The organism is Aeromonas sp. TECH754 (genome assembly GCF_056279295.1).
Genome location: NZ_JBWBRA010000001.1, coordinates 656,955 through 675,742, shown reverse-complemented (window position 1 = coordinate 675,742; position 18,788 = coordinate 656,955). Strand labels below are relative to the sequence as shown.

The window sequence follows — 18,788 nt, the reverse complement described above, 5'->3', positions numbered from 1 at the left end:
ATCACCGGCGTCCCTGACCACCCAAAGCCTTCTTTATCCCTTCCTTTGATATACCAATAAAAAAACCGGCCACTTGGGCCGGTTTTCGATTCATGTTGAGCTCTTGATGTCAGGCTTAAGCGGCATGCACCGCCGGGGCGGGTTGGGACACCCCCTCCAGCTCGCCCGGGGCGAAGTTGTCCACCTGAATGGCTTCGTAGCGCAGAGCGTCGGCAGCCAACAGCTTTCCGGCCTCATCCTGGCTGAGGATGGATTGGGACAAGGCGGCGGCGACCAGCTCGGGCAGCGCCATCTTGCGCGGCAACTTGCCCTCTTTCTGGGCCTGTACCAGCTTCTTCTCGATGGGCTGCACCGCCACCATGGCCTGGAAGGCACGCTCCATCAGGCCAACCGGATCCGCATCATCCTTGCCCACATAGCACAGGGCGGTCAGACGGTCGCGGAACTCGCCAGGGGTCATCATGGCCAGGCAGATGGCGTGGCAGCGATCGTCGGTCGGCATCTTGTAACCGACGCCGAACGGGAACACCACCCGCTTGAGCACGGCACCGGCCAGCTTGTTCGGGAAGTTCTGGAAGAAGCCCTCGAACGCCTTGCCAATCAGATAGAGGTTGCGCTCCACCGCATACTGCACGAACGGCAGATCGGAAACCATGCGGCCCTGATCTTCGTAGTGCTTGAGGGTGGAAGACGCCAGGTACAGGTGGCTCAGCACGTCGCCCAGGCGGGCGGAGATCATCTCCTTGCGCTTGAGATCGCCACCCAGCATCAGCATGGAAACATCAGCACAGAGCGCCAGCCCCTTGCTCATGCGCGACAGCTGCTTGTAGTAACGGGCCGTCTCGCCGTTCACCGGGGAGCCGTTGAACTGGCCCAGGGTCAGCCCCTGGAACAGGGCGCCGAAGAAGTTGCCGGTACCGAAGGCGATGTGTTTCATCAGCAGGGCGTCGAATTTCTCGAGACCGCGCTCCACGTCGGTGTCGGCTGCCGCTTCCAGCTCGGCGAACACGTAAGGGTGGCAACGGGTCGCTCCCTGGCCGAAGATCATCAGGTTACGGGTCAGAATGTTGGCCCCTTCCACCGTGATGGCCACCGGAATGCCCATGTAGGCGTAACCGGTGTAGTTCTTCGGACCTAGCTGGATGGCACGGCCGGCATGGATGTCCATGGAGTCATCCATGACCTGACGCGCCATTTCGGTCATGTGGTACTTGGAAATCGCGGTGACGATGGCCGGAGCCTGACCCAAATCCAGCGAACCGGCCGTCATGCGACGGGCCCCTTCCAGCTGATACGTCAGGCCACCGATACGGGCCAGCGCCTCTTGCACCCCTTCGAACTTGCCGATGGACATGCCAAATTGCTTGCGCACATAGGAGTAGGCACTCACGGTGCGGCTCGTCATGTGACCACAGGCGGTACCGAGCGCAGGCAACGAGATGCCGCGACCGGCGGACAGACATTCGACCAGCATGCGCCAGCCGCGACCGGCATACTCCGGACCACCGATGATCCAATCCAGCGGAATGAACACATCCTTGCCATAGGTGGGGCCGTTCAGAAACGCCAGCCCCATGGGGTAGTGGCGATCGCCAACCCGTACACCCGGGTGGCTGGTCGGGATCAGGGCACAGGTGATACCGAGCTCTTCCTTGTCACCCAGCAGCTTCTCCGGATCATACATCTTGAACGCCAGCCCCAGCACGGTGGCCCGCGGCGCCAGGGTGATGTAGCGCTTGTTCCAGTTCAGGCGGATGCCAAGCACCTCTTCACCCTTGTACAGACCCTTGCAGACGATCCCCTTGTCCGGAATCGCACCCGCGTCGGAGCCCGCCTCGGGACCGGTCAGGGCGAAACAGGGCACTTCCTTGCCATTGGCCAGACCCGGCAGCCAGAAATCCTTCTGGGCCTGGGTGCCGTAGTGCATCAGCAGTTCGCCCGGGCCCAAGGAGTTCGGCACCATGACGGTGACCGCCACGCTCAGGCTCTTGGTGGCGATGCGGGTGACGATGGTGGAGTTGGCAATCGCCGAGAATTCGCGGCCGCCGTAAGATTTCGGGATGATCAGGGCGAAGAAGCCTTCCTTCTTCAGATAGTCCCACACCGGCTCCGGCAGATCCTTGGTCTCGTTGACGATCTTGAAGTCGTCCACCATGGCGAGCAGGGTCTCGACCTGATTGTCGATGAAGGCCTGTTCCTCGGCGCTCAGGGTCGCCTTGCCGTAGCCATGCAGTTTTTTCCAGTCGGGGTTGCCGCGGAACAGCTCGCCATCCCACCAGACGGAGCCGGCCTCCATGGCCTCCCGTTCGGTGGCCGACAGCGGCGGCAAGATCTTCTTGAAGATGCCAAACACCGGGCGGGTAACCACCTTTTTACGGATGGAGGGCACGCCGAGCACGACGGCTATCGCCAGCACCAGCAGGATAAGCAATGTGATCATACTCAAGTTCCTTCTATTTCACTGTTTCCGTTGATTATTGTTAGCAATTACACGGCCAGGGACAGCCTGGTCGACTCCACGGGCGCGCCGACACCGGACGCCAGATAAGGAATAACGTTGCGCACCAGCCCTTCCACATCGAGCTGCTGGCCAAAGTCGGCCTGGGCGATGTCGCGCAGCGCATCGGCGGAGGCCATGGTGAACACGACGGTGCCCAGGGTGAAGTGCAAGCGCCAGAACAGGTCCGCCGGCGACAGCGACGGGTTGGCCTTGGAAATCGCCTGGGTGATCCGCTGCAGGGTCGCGCCGTAGTGGGTGGTGATGAAACGGCGCAAATGGCCCTGGCTGTCGATGTAGCCACGCCCCAGCAGCTGCATGAAGAGCGCAGGCCCGTTGGTACGCACCTCCACCAGCTTCATCAGCGGGTCGACGAAGCTTTCGAACACCTGCAGCAAGGTCAATTGCTCCTGTACCATCAGGGAATGCAGACGCGCGTCGAGCGCCGGCATAAACAGGCTCAGATAGCGATCGAGCACCGCCTGAATCAGCTCTTTCTTGGAGCCGAAGTGATAGTTGACCGAGGCCAGGTTGACGTCGGCCTCGCTGGTGATCAGACGCAAAGAGGTATCGGCAAACCCCCGCTCGGCAAACAGCACCTCGGCGGCATCGAGAATACGGTTTTTGGTATCGACTTTACTCACAGGACACCTCACTTAAAACGAATGTTTAAAAAGTACGTTTCACGCCCAGACATGTCAAGAGAATGTGAACGAGTGTTGGTGAATTGTTTTTAATCAAAAAGGGGAATGAGGTGGGAACTTAGTCGACCAGCGGGACTCTATATCTATGCCACTGCAATTAAACATTAAGTCTCGCCCAACCTGCACCATGCTAGTTGGGCATTTTTTTGTCCGCTCGTGGGCAAGCGCGCGAAAAAAAAACCGCCGCAGGGAGCGACGGTGGGGAAATCGGGTCGGATCATCCAGTTCCAACCCCTCGATGGGTGTTCAGGCTTGCATCGATAGGCTCATGTTGACAGGTAAAGATGGCCAGACTTTGTCAGGCGTCCCCTGATTTGTGACAAAGTATGGCAAGCCGCAACATGGCCCGCTCTCGCCAATCTTGCTATGCTGGCGCCTCATGCCAGAGGGGAGAGAAGATGAAGTATACGGTCGATACCCACACGCACACCGTCGCCAGCACCCACGCCTACAGCACCATTCATGACTACCTGCCCATCGCCAGGGCGAAAGGGATCAAGCTGTTCGCCACCACGGATCACGGCCCCGACATGGCCGATGCCCCCCACTTCTGGCATTTCGTCAATCTGCATGTGCTGCCCAGGGTGGTCGACGGGGTCGGCATCCTGCGTGGCATCGAGGCCAACATCAAGAACATCGCCGGTGAGATCGACTTCCCCGAACGCTATGAATCGCGGCTCGACATGATCATGGCCGGCTTCCATGAGCCGGTGTTCCCGCCCTGCGATCAAGCTACCCACACCCAGGCCATGATCAACGCCATCAAGAGCGGCCGGGTCGACATGATAAGCCACCCCGGCAACCCCGCCTTCCCCATCGACATCCAGGCGGTGGTCAAGGCCGCCGCCGAATATCGGGTGGCGCTGGAGATCAACAACTCCTCGTTCAGCCACTCTCGCCCCGGCAGTGAGGGCAACTGCCGTGCCATCGTCGAGGCGGCGCGCGATCTGGGTGCCTACCTCACCTTCGGCTCCGACTCCCACGTGGCCTTCAGCCTGGGGGATTTCGAGCACTGCCACCGGCTGGTGACGGAGGCCGGCTTCCCCGAGGAGCGGATCCTGGCGCGCTCCCCCCGCGCCCTGCTCGAGTTTCTCGAGAGCCGAGGCCGCGCCCACATCCCGGAATTTGTCGGTCTCTGACTTGCACCTGTAACCCCATGAGCTGATTCATAAAACCGATTCAGACTCATTGACTTGCCCCGTTATTTTCGGGAATCTAGTCCCACGCCGGTATAGCTCAGTTGGTAGAGCAGCGCATTCGTAATGCGAAGGTCGGGGGTTCGACTCCTCTTACCGGCACCAGATAACACAAAGGGTTAGCTTCAGTTAGAAGCTAACCCTTTGTGCCTTTTGTCATTTGAGGCCCACCAAGGACCCCAGATTCACAACGCTAGCGCCCAACCTACATCCTTCACATGCCTGCCATGGCCCGCTCTTCCATGGGATCCCTGACAAGCCAACCGGAACCTATGACGATCAAGGAGTGGAGGCCCCACAGGTGAGGGACCTCAGCATAACGGCACCTGGCCGGGATGTTTTCATCCAAGACGCCTCTTACTGCACCGCATAGACCTGGTCGAACACCCCACCTTCCTTGAAGTGAGTACTCTGGATAGCAGGCCACTCACCGAAGGTCTTCACCACGTTGAGGAAGGTGACTTGCGGGAAGCGGTCGGCGAATTCTGCGAGGATCGCCGGGTTGCGCGGGCGCAGGTAGTTGTTGGCGGCGATGCGCTGGCCTTCGTCAGACCACAAGTACTTCAGATAGGCCTCGGCCTCCTTGCGAGTGCCCTGCTTGTCGACGACCTTGTCCACCACCGCCACCGGGAGTTCGGCCACGGCGGTGACGCTCGGGTAGACCACCTCGAAGTTGCCACGGCCGAACTCGCGGGCGATCATCTCGGCTTCGTTCTCGAAGGTGATCAGCACGTCGCCTATCCGGTTCTGGATGAAAGTGGTGGTGGCGGCGCGGCCACCGGTATCGAGCACAGGGACTTGCTTGAACAGCTTGCCGACGAACTCCTTGGCCGCCTTCTCATCGCCACCCTTCTCCAGTACATAGCCCCAGGCCGACAGATAGGTATAGCGGCCGTTACCCGAGGTCTTGGGGTTGGGCACTATCACCTGCACGCCATCCTTGAGCAGATCGGGCCAGTCCTTCAGGCCCTTGGGGTTGCCCTTGCGCACAATGAACACTGTGGCCGAGGTGAAGGGCGCGCTGTTGTCCGGCAGGCGAGCCGCCCACTCTTTCGGTACCAGGCCGCCATGTTCGGCGAGGGCGTTGATGTCGGTGGCCATGTTCATGGTGATCACGTCGGCGGGCAGGCCCTCGATGACGGCCCGCGCCTGCTTGCTCGAACCGCCGTGGGACATATTGATCTGCAGCGGCTGACCGCCTTCTGCCTGCCAGTGTTTCTGGAAGGCTGCGTTGTAGTCCTTGTAGAAGTCACGCATCACGTCGTAGGAAGCGTTGAGCAGGGTGGCAGCCTGGGCCAGTGGGGCGAGGGCCAGGCCTGCGGCGAGCAGGGTAGCCGGCAGTAGTCGTTTCATTGCACATCCTTGGAATGAGAGTCGAGTAACCAACTATATGATTCCCTCAATTATTCTTTGAAAGAATAATAAGTTCGTAGCTTATGCAATTTGTGGCATGACTCTGGCTGGGTTCAGTGGATGAGATGGATGGTGGCAGTGATTAGGCTACCGGTTTTCGCAGCCAGATGAAGACAGGAGAGGCCGATGCATATTATAGGTTGCGCTTGTGCTGGCTGATCCCATGTTTGGCGAGTAAATATCTAACCATCCCATATGGGTTGGTGTCATCACATATAAAAACAGGACGAACCCAGTGGTTCGCCCTGTTGCTGTCACTATGTCAGCAGCTGGAGAGAGGCTAGCCCTGCGATGGGGCTTCCTTGGGGGCCTGCCAGCCGCCACCGACCGCCTTGTAGAGCGCGACCTGGTTGCTGAGCTGGGCCAGACGGGTGCTGATCAGCCCCTGCCTCGCGCTGAACAGGGAGCGCTGGGCATCCAGTCTCGTCAGGTAGCTGTCCACCCCCTGCTCATAACGGAACTCCGCCAGCTTGAAGTAGGTCTGGTTGGCATCCACCAGATCCTGCTGGGCCTGCAGCTGTTGCTGATAATCGGCCTGGGCGCCGAGGGTATCGGCGACCTCCTTGAAGGCGGTTTGGATGCTCTTCTCGTAGCTCGCCACCGCCTGCTTGGTGCCCACTTCCGCCACGTCCAGATCCGCCACCCGCTTGCCACCGTCGAAGATGGGCAGGTTGATCTGGGGCATGAAGGTCCAGGTGCCGGTGCCACCGTCAAACAGCCCGCTCAGCTGGTTGCTGGCGGTGCCCGCCGTCGCGGTGAGCGAGATGGTCGGGAAGAAGGCGGCGCGGGCCGCGCCTATGTTGGCGTTGGCCGCCTTCAGGCTGTGCTCCGCCGCCAGGATGTCCGGCCGCTGTTGCAGCAGGCTGGAGGGTGCACCCACCGGGATGGCCGCCAGTTGCACCTCGGCCAGGGTTGCCGGTTGGCCGTCGAGCACGGGCACTTCGGTACCGAGCAGCAGGGCCAGACCATTTCTGTCCTGTTTCACCTGGCGCTGGTATTGCGCCTGGCTGACCCTGGCATTCTCGAGCGCGGTGCGCCCCTGTGCCAGCTCCATCTCGGAGGCGGCGCCCAGCCGGTATTTGTGCTGGGTCAGGGCGTAGCTCTCCTGCTCGGTGGCCAGGGTCGCCTGGCTCAGCGCCAGCAACTCCTGATCCGCCAGCAGGGTGAAGTAGGCATTGGCTACCGAGGCGACCAGCGCGATCTGGGTGCTGCGCTGGGTCTCGACTTGCGCCAGGTAGTTCTCCAGCGCCTGATCTTTCAGGCTCTGGATCCGACCAAACAGGTCCAGCTCGTAAGCGGTGATGCCGATGTCGGCACCGTACTGGCTGCTGATCCTGCCCTGCCCCGTGGCGCTGAGATCGTCGGATCCCTGCTGGCGAGTGCCGGTGCCGCTGGCAGCCAGGGTCGGCAGTTGAGCCGCCCGCTGGATCCGGTATCTGGCCTCATAGGCCTCGACATTGAGCGCCGCGATCCGCAGATCCCGGTTGTTGTCCAGCGCAGTCCCGATCAGCTTCTGCAGGGCCGGATCGAGGAACTGCTGGTGCCAGGGGGCCATCTCCCCCTGGGTCTCACTCAGATTATCCTGCCAGGAGGCGCCTTGCGGCAACTCGGGGCGCTGGTAGTCGGGGGCCATGGAGCAGGCCCCCAGCAGCAGGGTCACACTCAAGGCGACCAGAGTCTTAGTCATGTTTGATCTCCTTGGCATGGGCCACGCGCTCTTCGGGGGTCTGGTGCTTGGTGAAGTAACGCATCACCAGCACGAAGAACAGCGGCACGAAGAAGATGGCCAGCACGGTCGCACTGATCATCCCCCCCATCACGCCGGTCCCGATGGCGTTACGGCTGCTGGCTCCGGCGCCGGAGCTGACCACCAGCGGCAGCACACCGAGGATGAAGGCAAGGGAGGTCATCAGGATCGGACGCAGACGCAGACGCGCCGCCTCGATCACGGCCTCTCCCAGCCCCATGCCCTTGTCATAGAGCTCCTTGGCAAATTCGACGATCAGGATCGCGTTCTTGGCAGAGAGCCCTATGGTGGTGAGCAGGCCCACCTGGAAGTAGACGTCGTTCTCCAGGCCTCGCATGGTCGCCGCCAGGATGGCACCCAGCACCCCGAGCGGCACCACCAGCATGACCGAGAACGGAATGCTCCAGCTCTCATAGAGCGCAGCCAGACAGAGGAACACCACCAGTAAGGAGATGGCGTACAGCGCCGGCGCCTGGGAACCCGCCTGCCGCTCCTGGAAGGAGAGACCGGTCCACTCGATGCCCACCCCTTCCGGCAGTTGCTTCACCATCTGCTCGATGGCCGCCATGGCGTCACCGGTACTCTTGCCGGGGGCCGCCTCACCGACGATCTCCATGGCGGAGACGCCGTTGTAGCGCTCGAGCCGCGGCGAGCCGAAGCTCCAGTCGGTACTGGCGAAGGCGGAGAAGGGCACCATCTGACCCGCGTTGTTGCGCACATACCACAGCTTGAGATCTTCCGGGTTCATCCGGAACTGGGCATCCGCCTGCAGGTAGACCTTCTTGACCCGGCTGCGATCGACGAAGTCGTTCACATAGGACGAGCCCCAGGCCGCCGACAGGGTGTTGTTGATGTCGCTGATGGAGAGCCCCTGCGCCAGCGCCTTCTCGTAGTCGATCTTGATGTCGAGCTGGGGCGTGTCTTCCATCCCGTTCGGGCGTACCCGCACCAGGTTGGGATCCTGCGCCGCCATGCCGAGCAGCTGGTTACGAGCCGCCATCAGCTTCTCGTGGCCCAGACCGCCGCGATCTTGCAAGAAGAAGTCGAAACCGGTCGCGGTGCCGAGCTCCGGGATCGGAGGCAAGTTGAAGGCGAAGACTTGCGCCTCCTTGATGCTGAACAGATACCCCATGGCGCGGCCGATGATGGCGTTGGCACTGCGCTCCTCGCCCTGGCGCTCGCTCCAGTCCTTCAGCTTGATGAAGGCCATGCCGCTGTTCTGGCCGCTACCGGCGAAGCTGAAGCCCGCCACCGTCAGTACGGAGTCGACGTTGTCCTTCTCGTTCTCGAGGAAGTAGTCGCGCATCTGCGCCAACACCACTTCGGTACGCTCCTTGGTCGCACCGACCGGCAGTTGCACCATGGACATGATGACCCCCTGATCCTCTTCCGGCAGGAAGGAGGTGGGCAGTCGCATGAACAGCACGGCCAGTACCGCCAGCATGGCGACGTAGATGAGGCTGTAACGGGTACCCTGCTTGATCACCTTGCGCACGCCGTTCTGGTAACGGTTGGCGTTGGTGTCGAAGAAGCGGTTGAACCAGCCAAAGAAGCCGCGCTGGATACCGTGATCGCCCTGCTTGATGGGTTTGAGCAAGGTGGCGCAGAGGGCCGGGGTCAGGATCAGGGCCACCAGCACCGACAGCACCATGGCCGAGACGATGGTCAGGGAGAACTGGCGATAGATGGCACCGGTCGAGCCGCCGAAGAAGGCCATGGGCACGAACACCGCCGACAGCACCAGGGCGATCCCCACCAGGGCGCCGGTGATCTGGGTCATCGACTTGCGGGTCGCTTCCAGCGGGGAGAGTCCCTCCTCGCTCATCAGTCGCTCCACGTTCTCCACCACCACGATGGCGTCATCCACCAGCAAGCCGATGGCCAGCACCAGGCCGAACATGGTCAGGGTGTTGATGGAGAAGCCGAACGCCGCCATGACACCGAAGGTGCCGAGCAGCACCACGGGCACTGCGATGGTCGGGATCAGGGTCGCCCGGAAGTTCTGCAAGAACAGATACATGACGCAGAACACCAGGAAGATGGCCTCCACCAGGGTCTGCACCACCTCCTCGATGGAGATCTTCACGAACGGCGTGGTGTCGTAGGGATAGACGATCTTCATGTTGGCCGGGAAGTACTCGGAGAGTTCACCCAGCTTGGTGCGCACCTCGTCGGCGGTGTTGAGGGCGTTGGCCCCGGTCGCCAGCTTGATGGCGAGCGCCGCGGTGGCCTGGCCGTTGTAGAGTGCCGAGGCGTCGTAGCTTTCGCCGGCGAGCTCGACCCGCGCCACGTCCTTGAGCAGCACCTTGGAGCCGTCCTGATTCACCCGCAGCAGGATGTTGTTGAACTCCTCCGGGGTGGAGAGACGGGTCTGCCCCATGATGGTGGCGGTAAATTGCTGATCGCTCACCGCCGGGGTGCCCCCCAGCTTGCCGAACGCCACCTGGGTATTCTGCGCCTTGATGGCGGCCTGAATGTCACCTGGGGTCATCTGCACCCGGTTGAGCTTGTGCGGATCCAGCCAGATACGCATGGAGTACTGGCTGCCGAACAGGGTGATGTCACCCACCCCGTCCAGACGGCTCAGGGGCTCTTTGATGTTGCTCACCACGTAGTCGGCGAGGTCATCGTTGGTCATGCTGCCATCGCTGGAGATGAAGGCGGCCACCATCAGGAAGCTGCTGGAGGTCTTCTGGACCCGGATCCCCTGCTGCTGTACTTCTTGCGGCAAGAGCGACATCGCCTGCTGCAGCTTGTTTTGCACCTGCACCTGGGCGATGTCGGGATCGGTCCCCGGCTGGAAGGTGAGGGTCACGCTGACGTTGCCGGAAGAATCGGACTGAGCCGACATGTAGAGCAGGTGATCCAGCCCGGTCATGTTCTGCTCGATGATCTGGGTCACCGAATCTTCCACGGTTTTAGCGGAGGCGCCCGGGTAGCTGGCGGAGATGCCAACGGCGGGCGGGGCTATGGTCGGGTACTGGGCCACCGGCAAGCCGATGATCGCCATGGTCCCGGCCAGCATGATCACCAGGGCAATCACCCAGGCGAAAATGGGTCTGTCTATGAAAAAACGTGCCATGAGGCGACTACTCCATCCTTACTTGTTGGCCGGGGTCTGCTGGGCATTGGTGGCGGCGCTGTCGCTCTTGCGTTCAGCGGGCGCGACCTGGGCACCGGGTTTGACCTTCTGCAGACCGGCAACGATCACCTTCTCGCCGGCATTGAGGCCGGACTCCACCACCCAGCTGTCGCCAACGACGCGGCTGAGTTGCACGTTGCGCAGCTCGACCTTGTTGTCCGCGGTCACCACCATGACGGTGGCGCCGCCGTTCGGGGTCCGGGTCACGGCGGTTTGCGGCACTAGCAGCCCCTCGGGGCGCTCACCCTCTTGCAGGGTCGCGCGCATGAACATGCCGGGCAGCAGCAGCCGATCCGGGTTCGGCACTATCACCCGCAGGGTCACCATGCCGGTGCTCTCGTCCACGGTCACATCGGAGAACTGCAACGCACCTTGCTGGCCGTACTGGCTGCCATCTTCCAGCTGGAAGCTGACCTTGGCGCCATCCTGCTGCCCCTGGGTCAGCTTGCCGGCGGCAACCTGGCGCTTGAGGCGCAGCAGATCGGCGGTGGACTGGCGCACATCCACATACATGGGATCGAGCTGGGAGATGGTGGTGAGGCTGGCGGCTTGCTGGGCGGTCACCAGGGCACCCTCGGTCACCGCAGACTTGCCGATGCGGCCACTGATGGGAGCGGTGATGCGGGTATAGGCCAGGTTGATGTTGGCACTCTGCAAGGCGGCCTTGGCGGCCCCTATCTCGGCGACCTGCTGCTTCCAGGCGGCGTCGGCATCGTCATATTCCTGACGGCTGATGGCCTTGACCTTCACCAGCTCGGCATAACGCTGGGCCTTGAGGCGGGCACTGCGCTCGTTGGCTTCGGCCTTGGCGAGGTTCGCCTTGGCACTGGCGACGGCGGCCTGATAGACGGCGGGATCGATCTGGTACAACAGCTGACCGGCCTTGACGTCGGAGCCCTCGGTGAACAAACGCTTGAGGATGATGCCATTGACCTGGGGACGCACCTCGGCGACGCGCAGGGGAGCGGTGCGACCGGTGAGTTCGGACATGAGTTGTAGCGGTGCGGTATGGAGGGTCACCACGTCCACGGCGGCAGGGGGCATCTCCCCCATGGCCTGCTGGGCTTCTCCCTTGTCGCCACAGCCGGACAGCAGACCGCTTGCCAGCAGGGCAAGACCCACTGAACGTGCGAGAATATGTTTATGCATGAGATTTCTAAGCCTCTGTTTCAAATGTTTCAAACAAAAAAGTCAATAAAACCACAGGGTTTATAGGGTCCCTGTTGGTAAAAGCGTAAAGATGAGGCAATATACATACATTCATAAATGTATGTAAGAAACTTTTTCCCCTTTTAGACAGGAATGGATCCGATGGCCAGACGAACCAAAGAAGAAGCGCAGCAGACCCGCTGCCACATCATGAGCACGGCCCTGAATCTGTTCTGCCAACAGGGGTTGGCCAAGACCAGCCTGACCGATATTGCCAACGCCGCCGAGCTGACCCGGGGTGCCATCTACTGGCATTTCAAGAACAAGGAAGAGCTGTTTATCTCCCTGTGGGAGGAGCTCTGCTCCCCCCTCTCCCATCAGCTCGACGCCTGTGTCGATGAACAGGAGCCGGATCCCCTCGGCAAGCTGCGAGTCTTCCTCAAAGACGTGATGTTCAAGATAAGCCTCGAACCCGCCCATCAGCAGATGTTCACCATCATGTTCAATCTGGAGTCGCTGGAAGGGGAAGCCAGCGCTCTGCGCGAGCACATGCGCGCCCAGTCCCTCAATTTTTTTCAGGATCTGGAGCTCACCCTGGCCAATGCGGTGCGCCTCGGCCAGTTGCCGGCGGACCTCGATCTGCGCAGGGGCGCGACCCTGATGCACTGCACTCTGGATGGCTACATCATCAACTGGCTGCACTTCCCGGAGCGCATCAACCTCATTCGGGATGCCGACTTCCTGCTCGACACCCTGTTCGCCCTCATCGCCCAACCGCAGGGCCCGGCGGTGCGGCGCAGCTGAGGTGAAACGGGTCAGTTTCCTGGTCCTCTGCGCCCTTCAGAGCCATCAAGCCGGCATGCCATGGGATCCCGGCCTGACACAGACCAGGATCGACGATCAATAGGGCGACAATATTTGCTAGGATAGCGACCCTCACCCGACCCGCTTTCGAGATGACCCATGCCAGCTTCTGCCCCCTTCCCCGACCACCAGCCCGCCCGTGTGGCCCTCACCGGCGAGGCCCATGGCCCCTTCCTGGCCCGGCTGCGCACGGGGGCCCACCTGCTGGAGGCCGGTTGCGGCGCGGGGGAGGACCTGCACTCTTTCCGCGAGCTGGGATACGTGGTGACTGCCTTCGATGCCAGCCGGACCCAGGCCAGCGCCGCCTCGCGCCTGTGCGGCCAGCCGGTGCGGATCTGCCGTTTCGAGCAGATGCACAGCGTCGTGCCCTTCGACGGCATCTGGGCCAGTGCCTCCCTGCCCTGCCTGCACGAGCAGGAACTCGCCCCCGTGCTGACTCACCTCGCCAGCCTGCTCAAGCCCGGCGCGCCGTTCTACTGCTCCTTTCCCCACCTCGATGACGCTCCGGTCACCGGAACCTGTTCACCCGAGGGCGACTACCCGCTGCGCGTCTGGCTCGACGAGGCCGGGCTCAGGGCGCTCATGGCGCCGCTTCCGTTCGAGTTGCAGAGAGTCTGGTGCGCCGAGGACGGGGTCAATGGCCGCTGGCTGCATGCCCTGCTGATCCGCCTTCCCTGAACCCACGCCGTACAATTAATCATCATTTTTGCCCGTCCCTTTTCCGCTGGCGATATACGTCGGCGCGATCACATTTAACAAAATTTAACTCCAAGTTAACCAGCATCAAGCAGACAAAATGCGGCTGTCGTGTTAAAAAGCAGCAATATAATCAAGATTAAATAACAAGACCGACAACAACACCTGGAACATCACATGAAACTTGTCCTGAAACTGATTGCCGGCATCCTCGCCGGTCTGCTGTTAGGCCTCTACGCCCCGGAATGGGTCGCACGCGTGCTGTTCACCGCCAAGACCGTTATCGGTCAGCTGATCAGCTTCACCATCCCGCTCATCATCCTGTTCTTCATCGCCAGCGGCATCGCCAGCCTGCCGAAGAACTCCGGCCGACTGCTGGGCAATACCGTTGCCCTCGCCTATGGCTCCACCCTGGTGGCCGGCACCCTGGCCTTCCTGGTGGCCAGCCAGCTCATCCCGATGCTGACCAGTGAAGCTACCCTGACCAGCCAGGAAGGCGCCAAGCTCGCCTCCTACATCACCATGGAAATCCCACCGCTGTTCGGGGTGATGTCGGCCCTGGCCGCCGCCTTCGTGTTCGGCATCGGCATCTCCGCCACCGGGGCGCGGGATCTGCGCAGCGTGGCCGATCAGGGTCGCGACATCATCGATCTGCTGCTGGCCAAGGTGATCATCCCGCTGCTGCCGTTCTACATCGCCGGCGTCTTCGTCGAGATGACGGTGGAAGGCACCGTCTTCACCACCCTGAAGACCTTCGGCGTGGTGCTGGTAATGGCCATCCTCATGCACTGGCTCTGGCTGAGTGTGCTGTTCGTCGGCACCGGTCTGGCGCTGGGTCGTTCTCCGGCCACCCTCATCAAAAACATGCTGCCGGCCTACTTCACCGCCATCGGCACCATGTCCAGCGCCGCCACCATCCCGGTCGCCCTCAAGGCCAGCAAGAACAACGGCGTGAGCGATGCCATCGCCAACTTCACCGTGCCCCTGTGCGCCACCATTCACCTCTCCGGCTCCACCATCACCCTGGTGACCTGTGCCACCGCCGTCATGTTCCTCTCCGAGCACCTGGCCATTCCCAGCCTGCTCGAGATCTTCCCCTTCATCATGATGCTGGGCGTAGTGATGATCGCAGCCCCTGGCGCACCCGGTGGTGCGGTGATGTCTGCACTGGGCCTGCTCACCTCCATGCTCGGTTTCGGTGACGCCTCCATCGCCCTGATGATCGCGCTCTACCTGGCGCAAGACAGCTTCGGCACCGCCTGCAACGTCACCGGTGACGGTGTCATCGCCCTCTGGGCCGATCACTTCGCCAAGGGTAGCGACACCAGCCTCCCGGCCGTGGAGCAGGATGCGGCCTAAACGCCGCCCATGAAAAACGGGAGCCACTGGCTCCCGTTTTTTTATGCGGCAATCAACGCCTATTCGGCGGCCAGCGGCTCGGTGAAGATGAGGCGGTTGCCGAAGGGATCGGTGATCGTCACCTCGCGGCAACCCCAGGGCATGGTCTCGATGGCAGGCCTGGCGTTGGGGTAACCGCGCCCCTGCCACTCGGCAAACAGCGCATCGAGCTCCGTGGTCGACAACCGCAGGGCCGCCCCCGGACAGGCATCCCCGTGATGCTCCGACAGGTGGATAACCCAGTCCCCTCGGGAGATCTGCAGATAGAGGGGCATGTCCGGGCCGAATCGGTGCTGCCAGTCGATGCCAAAGCCGAGGTAGTCGAGGTAGAAACCCCGTAATTTGGCCTCATCGAAGCTGCGCAGAATGGGGATGATCATGAGGTCCCCTCTCTGCCACCTGAGTCGTCGAGGGAGAAGCCCCAAAGCTTGGTCTCATCGCGGCGGTGCACAATGGGCACGAGCATCAGCTCGCGCTCCCCAGTCTGCCCACTGGCGCATTCATGCCCCTGCACCCCGGCGGCGGATCACTCCCTCCTGCACCGTGCTGGCCACCAGCACGCCGTCACGGGTGAAGAACTGGCCGCGCACCAGACCACGGCCACCGCTGGCGCTCGGGCTGTCCACCACGTAGAGCAGCCAGTCGTCGAGCCGGAAGTCACGGTGGAACCACATGGAGTGATCGATGGTCGCCACCTGCATGTCCGGCTCCCAGTAGGAGACGCCGTGGGGCTGCAGGGCGGCGAACAGGAAGTGGAAGTCAGAGGCGTAGGCCAGCAGGTATTTATGCACCCGCTGATCATCGGGCATCTGGCCGTTGGCCTTGAACCAGGTGTAACGCAGCGGCTCGTGCACGTCGGGACGGATCGGGTCGACCAGGGTCACCGGCCGGATCTCGAGCGGCTTCTCGCACAGGATCTTGTCGCGCAGGGCTGGCGGGATCAGTTGCTCGTAGGGACGCACCAGCTCCAACTCGCTCTTGAGCTGCTCGGGCGGGGTGATGTCCGCAGGCATCTGCGCCTGGTGCTCAAACCCCTCGGCCTCGATCTGGAAGGAGGCGTTGAGGTAGAAGATGGGCTTGCCGCCCTGGATGGCCTTGACCCGGCGGGTGGAGACGGTCTGGCCATCGCGGATGTTCTCCACGTCGTAGACGATGGGCTTGTTGGCATCTCCCGGACGCAGGAAGTAGGAGTGGAAACTGTGCACCTGACGATCGCCGGCGACCGTCTGCTTGGCGGCTGACAAGGCCTGCCCCATCACCTGTCCGCCAAACACGGATCGCAATCCGAGATCCTGGCTCTGGCCCCGAAACAGGCCCTCCTCGATCTTCTCCAGTGCCAGCAACGCCAGCAGCTCATCCAGTACCTTGCTCATTCGTCTCTCCTGTATCAGTGCGGGAAAGGCTAACAAGGAGACAGGGCCGAGGCAACCATTGCCGTCCCTCAGTGGGTCGTCCCGCCGGTGACCACCAGATCCCGCTCGTGGCACAGCGCCGCGTCGAGGGCTATCCCCACTCCTTGCACTATCTGGGGCAGGCCCATCGAAGGGGTGCCCGCCGGCTGGCGCGCCGCCTGCTCGGGCAGATAGGGAATGTGCAGGAAACCGCCCCGACAGCTCAATCCATCCTGCGCTATCTCGTGCATCAGACCGTAGAAGAGGTGGTTGCAGACATAGGTGCCGGCGCTGTGGGAGACGGCGGCGGGCAAGCCTGCCTCACGCAGTGCCGCCACCATGGCCTTGATGGGCAGGGTGGTGAAATAGGCGGCGGGCCCCTCTGCCACTATGGGGCTGTCGATGGGTTGTGCCCCGGCGTTGTCCGGGATACGGGCGTCATCCAGGTTGATGGCCACCCGCTCCAGGCTGAGCTCGCTGCGCCCTCCCGCCTGGCCCACTGCCAGCACCAGCACGGGGCGGTGACGCGCCAACTCGGCCCTGAGTTCGGTCAGGGCCTGGCCGAAGGCGCAGCTCAGTTGCACCGCCCGGATCAGATGATCGCCGTGGCGCTGGCCATCGAGCTGCCTGACCGCCTCCCAGGAGGGGTTGAGCGGCTCGCCGCCGAAGGGTTCGAAACCGGTCAGTAAAATGGTCTTCATTATTGCCATATCCTTCTGTGTTGCCCGGTATGCGGCCGAACGGGGCGCCGAGGCCGCCGATGCATGACGGCGGGAGAGACGAGGACAGACCAGGATGGTCGGCCCTCGTCATGATCCATCAACGAAACGCCAGGAAGTACATCAGCAGGATGTTGCAACCAAGCATCAGGATCGCGGTGGGGATCTGCACCAGGATGACCTGATACTTGTTGTCCAACTCGAGCAGGGCGGCGGGCACTATGTTGTAGTTCGCCCCCATGGGGGTCATCAGGGTGCCGCAATAACCCGACAGCATGCCGATGGCGACGACGGCGGCGGGGTTGCCGTGGGCTCCCATGATGAGGAAGGGAATGGCGATGCCCGCCGTCATCACCGGGAAGGCTGCGAAGGCGTTGCCCATGATCATGGTGAACAGCGCCATGCCCACGCAGTAGATGGTCACCATCAGGAACAGGTTGTCGGGGGTGACAAACAGATTCACCACCTCCTTCACCGACTCCCCCGTCTGGGCGACCACGAAGACCCCTCCCAGCATGGCGAGCATCTGCGGCAGGATCGCGGCCCAACCGATGGAATCCACCAGCCGTCTCGACTCCCGCACCGCCTGCAGGGGAGTGCCGCCGGTCAGCTTCCAGCCCAGCAGCAGGGCCGCCAGGGTGCCGATGGCCAACGAGGTCAGGGTGATGTTCTTCTGATCCAGCACGAAGTGATCCCCCAGGGTGGCATGTCCCAGCAGCAGGGTGCTGAGTACGGTCGCCACCGGGATCATGACGGCGGGCAGGAACAGACGGTTGCCCAGCTTGGCCGCCGATCCTTGTCGCTCGGCATCGCTGCGCTGGGAGTAACGCCCCATCGCCAGCTGACCCGTCCCGGCCAGCAGGGCGATCAGGATCACCAGCCCTCCCACTATCCGGTAGGCAATCTGGCTGCCGAGCTGGCTGACCAGCAGGTCGCCGAACAGGAAGATGGCGCCGAAGCAGAACCAGAACAGGGCCGTCGTATACCGCTTGGGGTTATGCCTGTCCGAGAGGGTCATGCCGACCTGCAGCATGACGATGAGACCGATGAGGTAATAGATATCGTTGATGGTGATCAGGCTGTTCATCATGCACGCTCCAGCACGGCTTGGCCATTGGCCCTGGCCTGTTCGCCCGACTGCCAGGCGGCCACGTCGCGGGCGATGCTGGCATCCAGTCTGAGCAGGCGCCCCATGTGGATGAGCAGCGCGCACAGGGCAGTCGGTATGCCCCACAAGCCGATGTAGAGGGGCTCGACCTGGGTGATGCCGTTCTCCTGGAGGAAGGCACTCATCAGCAAGACGGCGCCGAAGGCGAGGAAGATGTCTTCACCGAAGAAGACCGCCACGTTGTCACAGGCGGCGGCATGGGCCCGGATCTTGTCGCGAATGTGTTTCGGCAAGTCACCATGACGATGCACCGCGGCGCCCTCCGTCATGGGGGCGATCAACGGGCGCACCGTCTGGGCATGGCCCCCCAGGCTCAGCAACCCCAGCATGGCCGTGCCCTGGCGCAACACGAAATAGAGCATCAGGATGCGGGCCGAGGTGGCTTTGCGGATGCCGGCGATCCAGCTCTGTGCCCGCTCCTTGAGGCCATAGCGCTCCAGCAGGCCGATCACCGGCAGGATCAGGATCAGGGTGGCCAGTTGCCGACTGTTGAGAAACTTCTCACCGAAGGTCTCCAGCAGCCCGGTCAGGGACATGCCGGTTGCCAGACCGGTCGCCAGCCCCGCCGCCGTCACCACCAGCAGCGGGTTGAACCTGAGCGCGAACCCCACCACCACCACGGGGATCCCGATCAGTGGCAATAACAGACTTCCATCCATGCAATCCTCTCCATTCCATGTGAATGCCACCGCGGTGGCGTGAAA

At 62.2% G+C, this 18,788-nt stretch carries 15 protein-coding genes and 1 tRNA gene; 5 read left to right on the top strand and 11 right to left on the bottom strand.

Annotation, left to right across the window (positions count from 1 at the left end; genetic code table 11):
* Positions 1 to 115 precede the first annotated feature (115 nt).
* A complete protein-coding gene (locus ACZ9IL_RS03000; protein ID WP_476002169.1) occupies positions 116 to 2,440 on the bottom strand; it encodes an acyl-CoA dehydrogenase in 2,325 nt (774 codons plus the stop codon).
* A 47-nt stretch (positions 2,441 to 2,487) separates the two neighbouring features.
* Complete coding sequence (gene psrA / locus ACZ9IL_RS02995; protein WP_476002168.1) at positions 2,488 to 3,141, bottom strand: TetR family transcriptional repressor PsrA; 654 nt, start codon at positions 3,139 to 3,141, stop codon at positions 2,488 to 2,490.
* A gap of 458 nt (positions 3,142 to 3,599) precedes the next feature.
* Here psrA and ACZ9IL_RS02990 point away from each other — a divergent pair, with 458 nt between their 5' ends.
* Together ACZ9IL_RS02990 and ACZ9IL_RS02985 are read left to right on the top strand one after the other, a co-directional pair.
* The gene (locus tag ACZ9IL_RS02990; RefSeq protein ID WP_476002167.1) at positions 3,600 to 4,340 is read left to right on the top strand and encodes a PHP domain-containing protein; all 741 of its coding nucleotides are present in this window, start codon (positions 3,600 to 3,602) and stop codon (positions 4,338 to 4,340) included.
* Positions 4,341 to 4,426: 86 nt separating this feature from the next.
* Positions 4,427 to 4,502, top strand: a tRNA-Thr gene (locus ACZ9IL_RS02985).
* A gap of 252 nt (positions 4,503 to 4,754) precedes the next feature.
* Here the strand turns inward: ACZ9IL_RS02985 and ACZ9IL_RS02980 are convergent.
* The 4 genes from ACZ9IL_RS02980 to ACZ9IL_RS02965 form a co-directional block, all read right to left on the bottom strand.
* Positions 4,755 to 5,750, bottom strand: a complete 996-nt coding sequence (locus ACZ9IL_RS02980) for a sulfate ABC transporter substrate-binding protein (protein ID WP_476002166.1) — start codon at positions 5,748 to 5,750, stop codon at positions 4,755 to 4,757.
* A 340-nt stretch (positions 5,751 to 6,090) separates the two neighbouring features.
* Positions 6,091 to 7,497, bottom strand: coding sequence for an efflux transporter outer membrane subunit (locus ACZ9IL_RS02975; protein WP_476002165.1), 1,407 nt, complete (start codon positions 7,495 to 7,497; stop codon positions 6,091 to 6,093).
* Positions 7,490 to 10,639 (bottom strand): efflux RND transporter permease subunit, encoded by a 3,150-nt coding sequence (locus tag ACZ9IL_RS02970; RefSeq protein WP_476002164.1) that lies wholly within the window; start codon positions 10,637 to 10,639, stop codon positions 7,490 to 7,492. Before ACZ9IL_RS02970 ends, ACZ9IL_RS02975 begins: the two co-directional genes overlap by 8 nt.
* An 18-nt stretch (positions 10,640 to 10,657) precedes the next feature.
* On the bottom strand, positions 10,658 to 11,848 hold the full coding sequence (locus ACZ9IL_RS02965; protein ID WP_476002163.1) for an efflux RND transporter periplasmic adaptor subunit: 1,191 nt from the start codon (positions 11,846 to 11,848) through the stop codon (positions 10,658 to 10,660).
* A gap of 162 nt (positions 11,849 to 12,010) precedes the next feature.
* On the opposite strand from ACZ9IL_RS02965, the gene ACZ9IL_RS02960 reads away from it, so the two are divergent.
* From ACZ9IL_RS02960 to ACZ9IL_RS02950, 3 genes are all read left to right on the top strand, one after another.
* Positions 12,011 to 12,652, top strand: coding sequence for a TetR family transcriptional regulator (locus ACZ9IL_RS02960; protein WP_476002162.1), 642 nt, complete (start codon positions 12,011 to 12,013; stop codon positions 12,650 to 12,652).
* Positions 12,653 to 12,811: 159 nt separating this feature from the next.
* The gene (locus ACZ9IL_RS02955) at positions 12,812 to 13,390 is read left to right on the top strand and encodes a class I SAM-dependent methyltransferase (RefSeq protein ID WP_476002161.1); all 579 of its coding nucleotides are present in this window, start codon (positions 12,812 to 12,814) and stop codon (positions 13,388 to 13,390) included.
* A 195-nt stretch (positions 13,391 to 13,585) separates the two neighbouring features.
* Positions 13,586 to 14,767 carry a dicarboxylate/amino acid:cation symporter gene (locus ACZ9IL_RS02950; RefSeq protein WP_476002160.1) on the top strand — a complete coding sequence of 394 codons (1,182 nt, stop codon included), beginning with the start codon at positions 13,586 to 13,588 and terminating at the stop codon, positions 14,765 to 14,767.
* A 59-nt stretch (positions 14,768 to 14,826) separates the two neighbouring features.
* On the opposite strand, the gene ACZ9IL_RS02945 is transcribed toward ACZ9IL_RS02950, so the two are convergent.
* The 5 genes from ACZ9IL_RS02945 to ACZ9IL_RS02925 all read right to left on the bottom strand — a co-directional run bounded on the left by ACZ9IL_RS02945 (position 14,827) and on the right by ACZ9IL_RS02925 (position 18,743).
* The gene (locus ACZ9IL_RS02945) at positions 14,827 to 15,186 is read right to left on the bottom strand and encodes a glyoxalase superfamily protein (RefSeq protein WP_476002159.1); all 360 of its coding nucleotides are present in this window, start codon (positions 15,184 to 15,186) and stop codon (positions 14,827 to 14,829) included.
* 120 nt (positions 15,187 to 15,306) lie between these two features.
* Entirely contained in the window at positions 15,307 to 16,179 is an 873-nt protein-coding gene (gene tesB / locus ACZ9IL_RS02940) for an acyl-CoA thioesterase II (RefSeq protein ID WP_476002158.1), read from the bottom strand.
* 68 nt (positions 16,180 to 16,247) lie between these two features.
* A complete protein-coding gene (pcp, locus tag ACZ9IL_RS02935) occupies positions 16,248 to 16,898 on the bottom strand; it encodes a pyroglutamyl-peptidase I (protein WP_476002157.1) in 651 nt (216 codons plus the stop codon).
* Positions 16,899 to 17,016: 118 nt separating this feature from the next.
* A complete protein-coding gene (locus ACZ9IL_RS02930; protein ID WP_476002156.1) occupies positions 17,017 to 18,006 on the bottom strand; it encodes a DUF979 domain-containing protein in 990 nt (329 codons plus the stop codon).
* Positions 18,003 to 18,743 (bottom strand): DUF969 domain-containing protein, encoded by a 741-nt coding sequence (locus ACZ9IL_RS02925; RefSeq protein WP_476002155.1) that lies wholly within the window; start codon positions 18,741 to 18,743, stop codon positions 18,003 to 18,005. The genes ACZ9IL_RS02930 and ACZ9IL_RS02925 overlap by 4 nt, the downstream gene beginning before the upstream one ends.
* Positions 18,744 to 18,788: the final 45 nt, after the last annotated feature.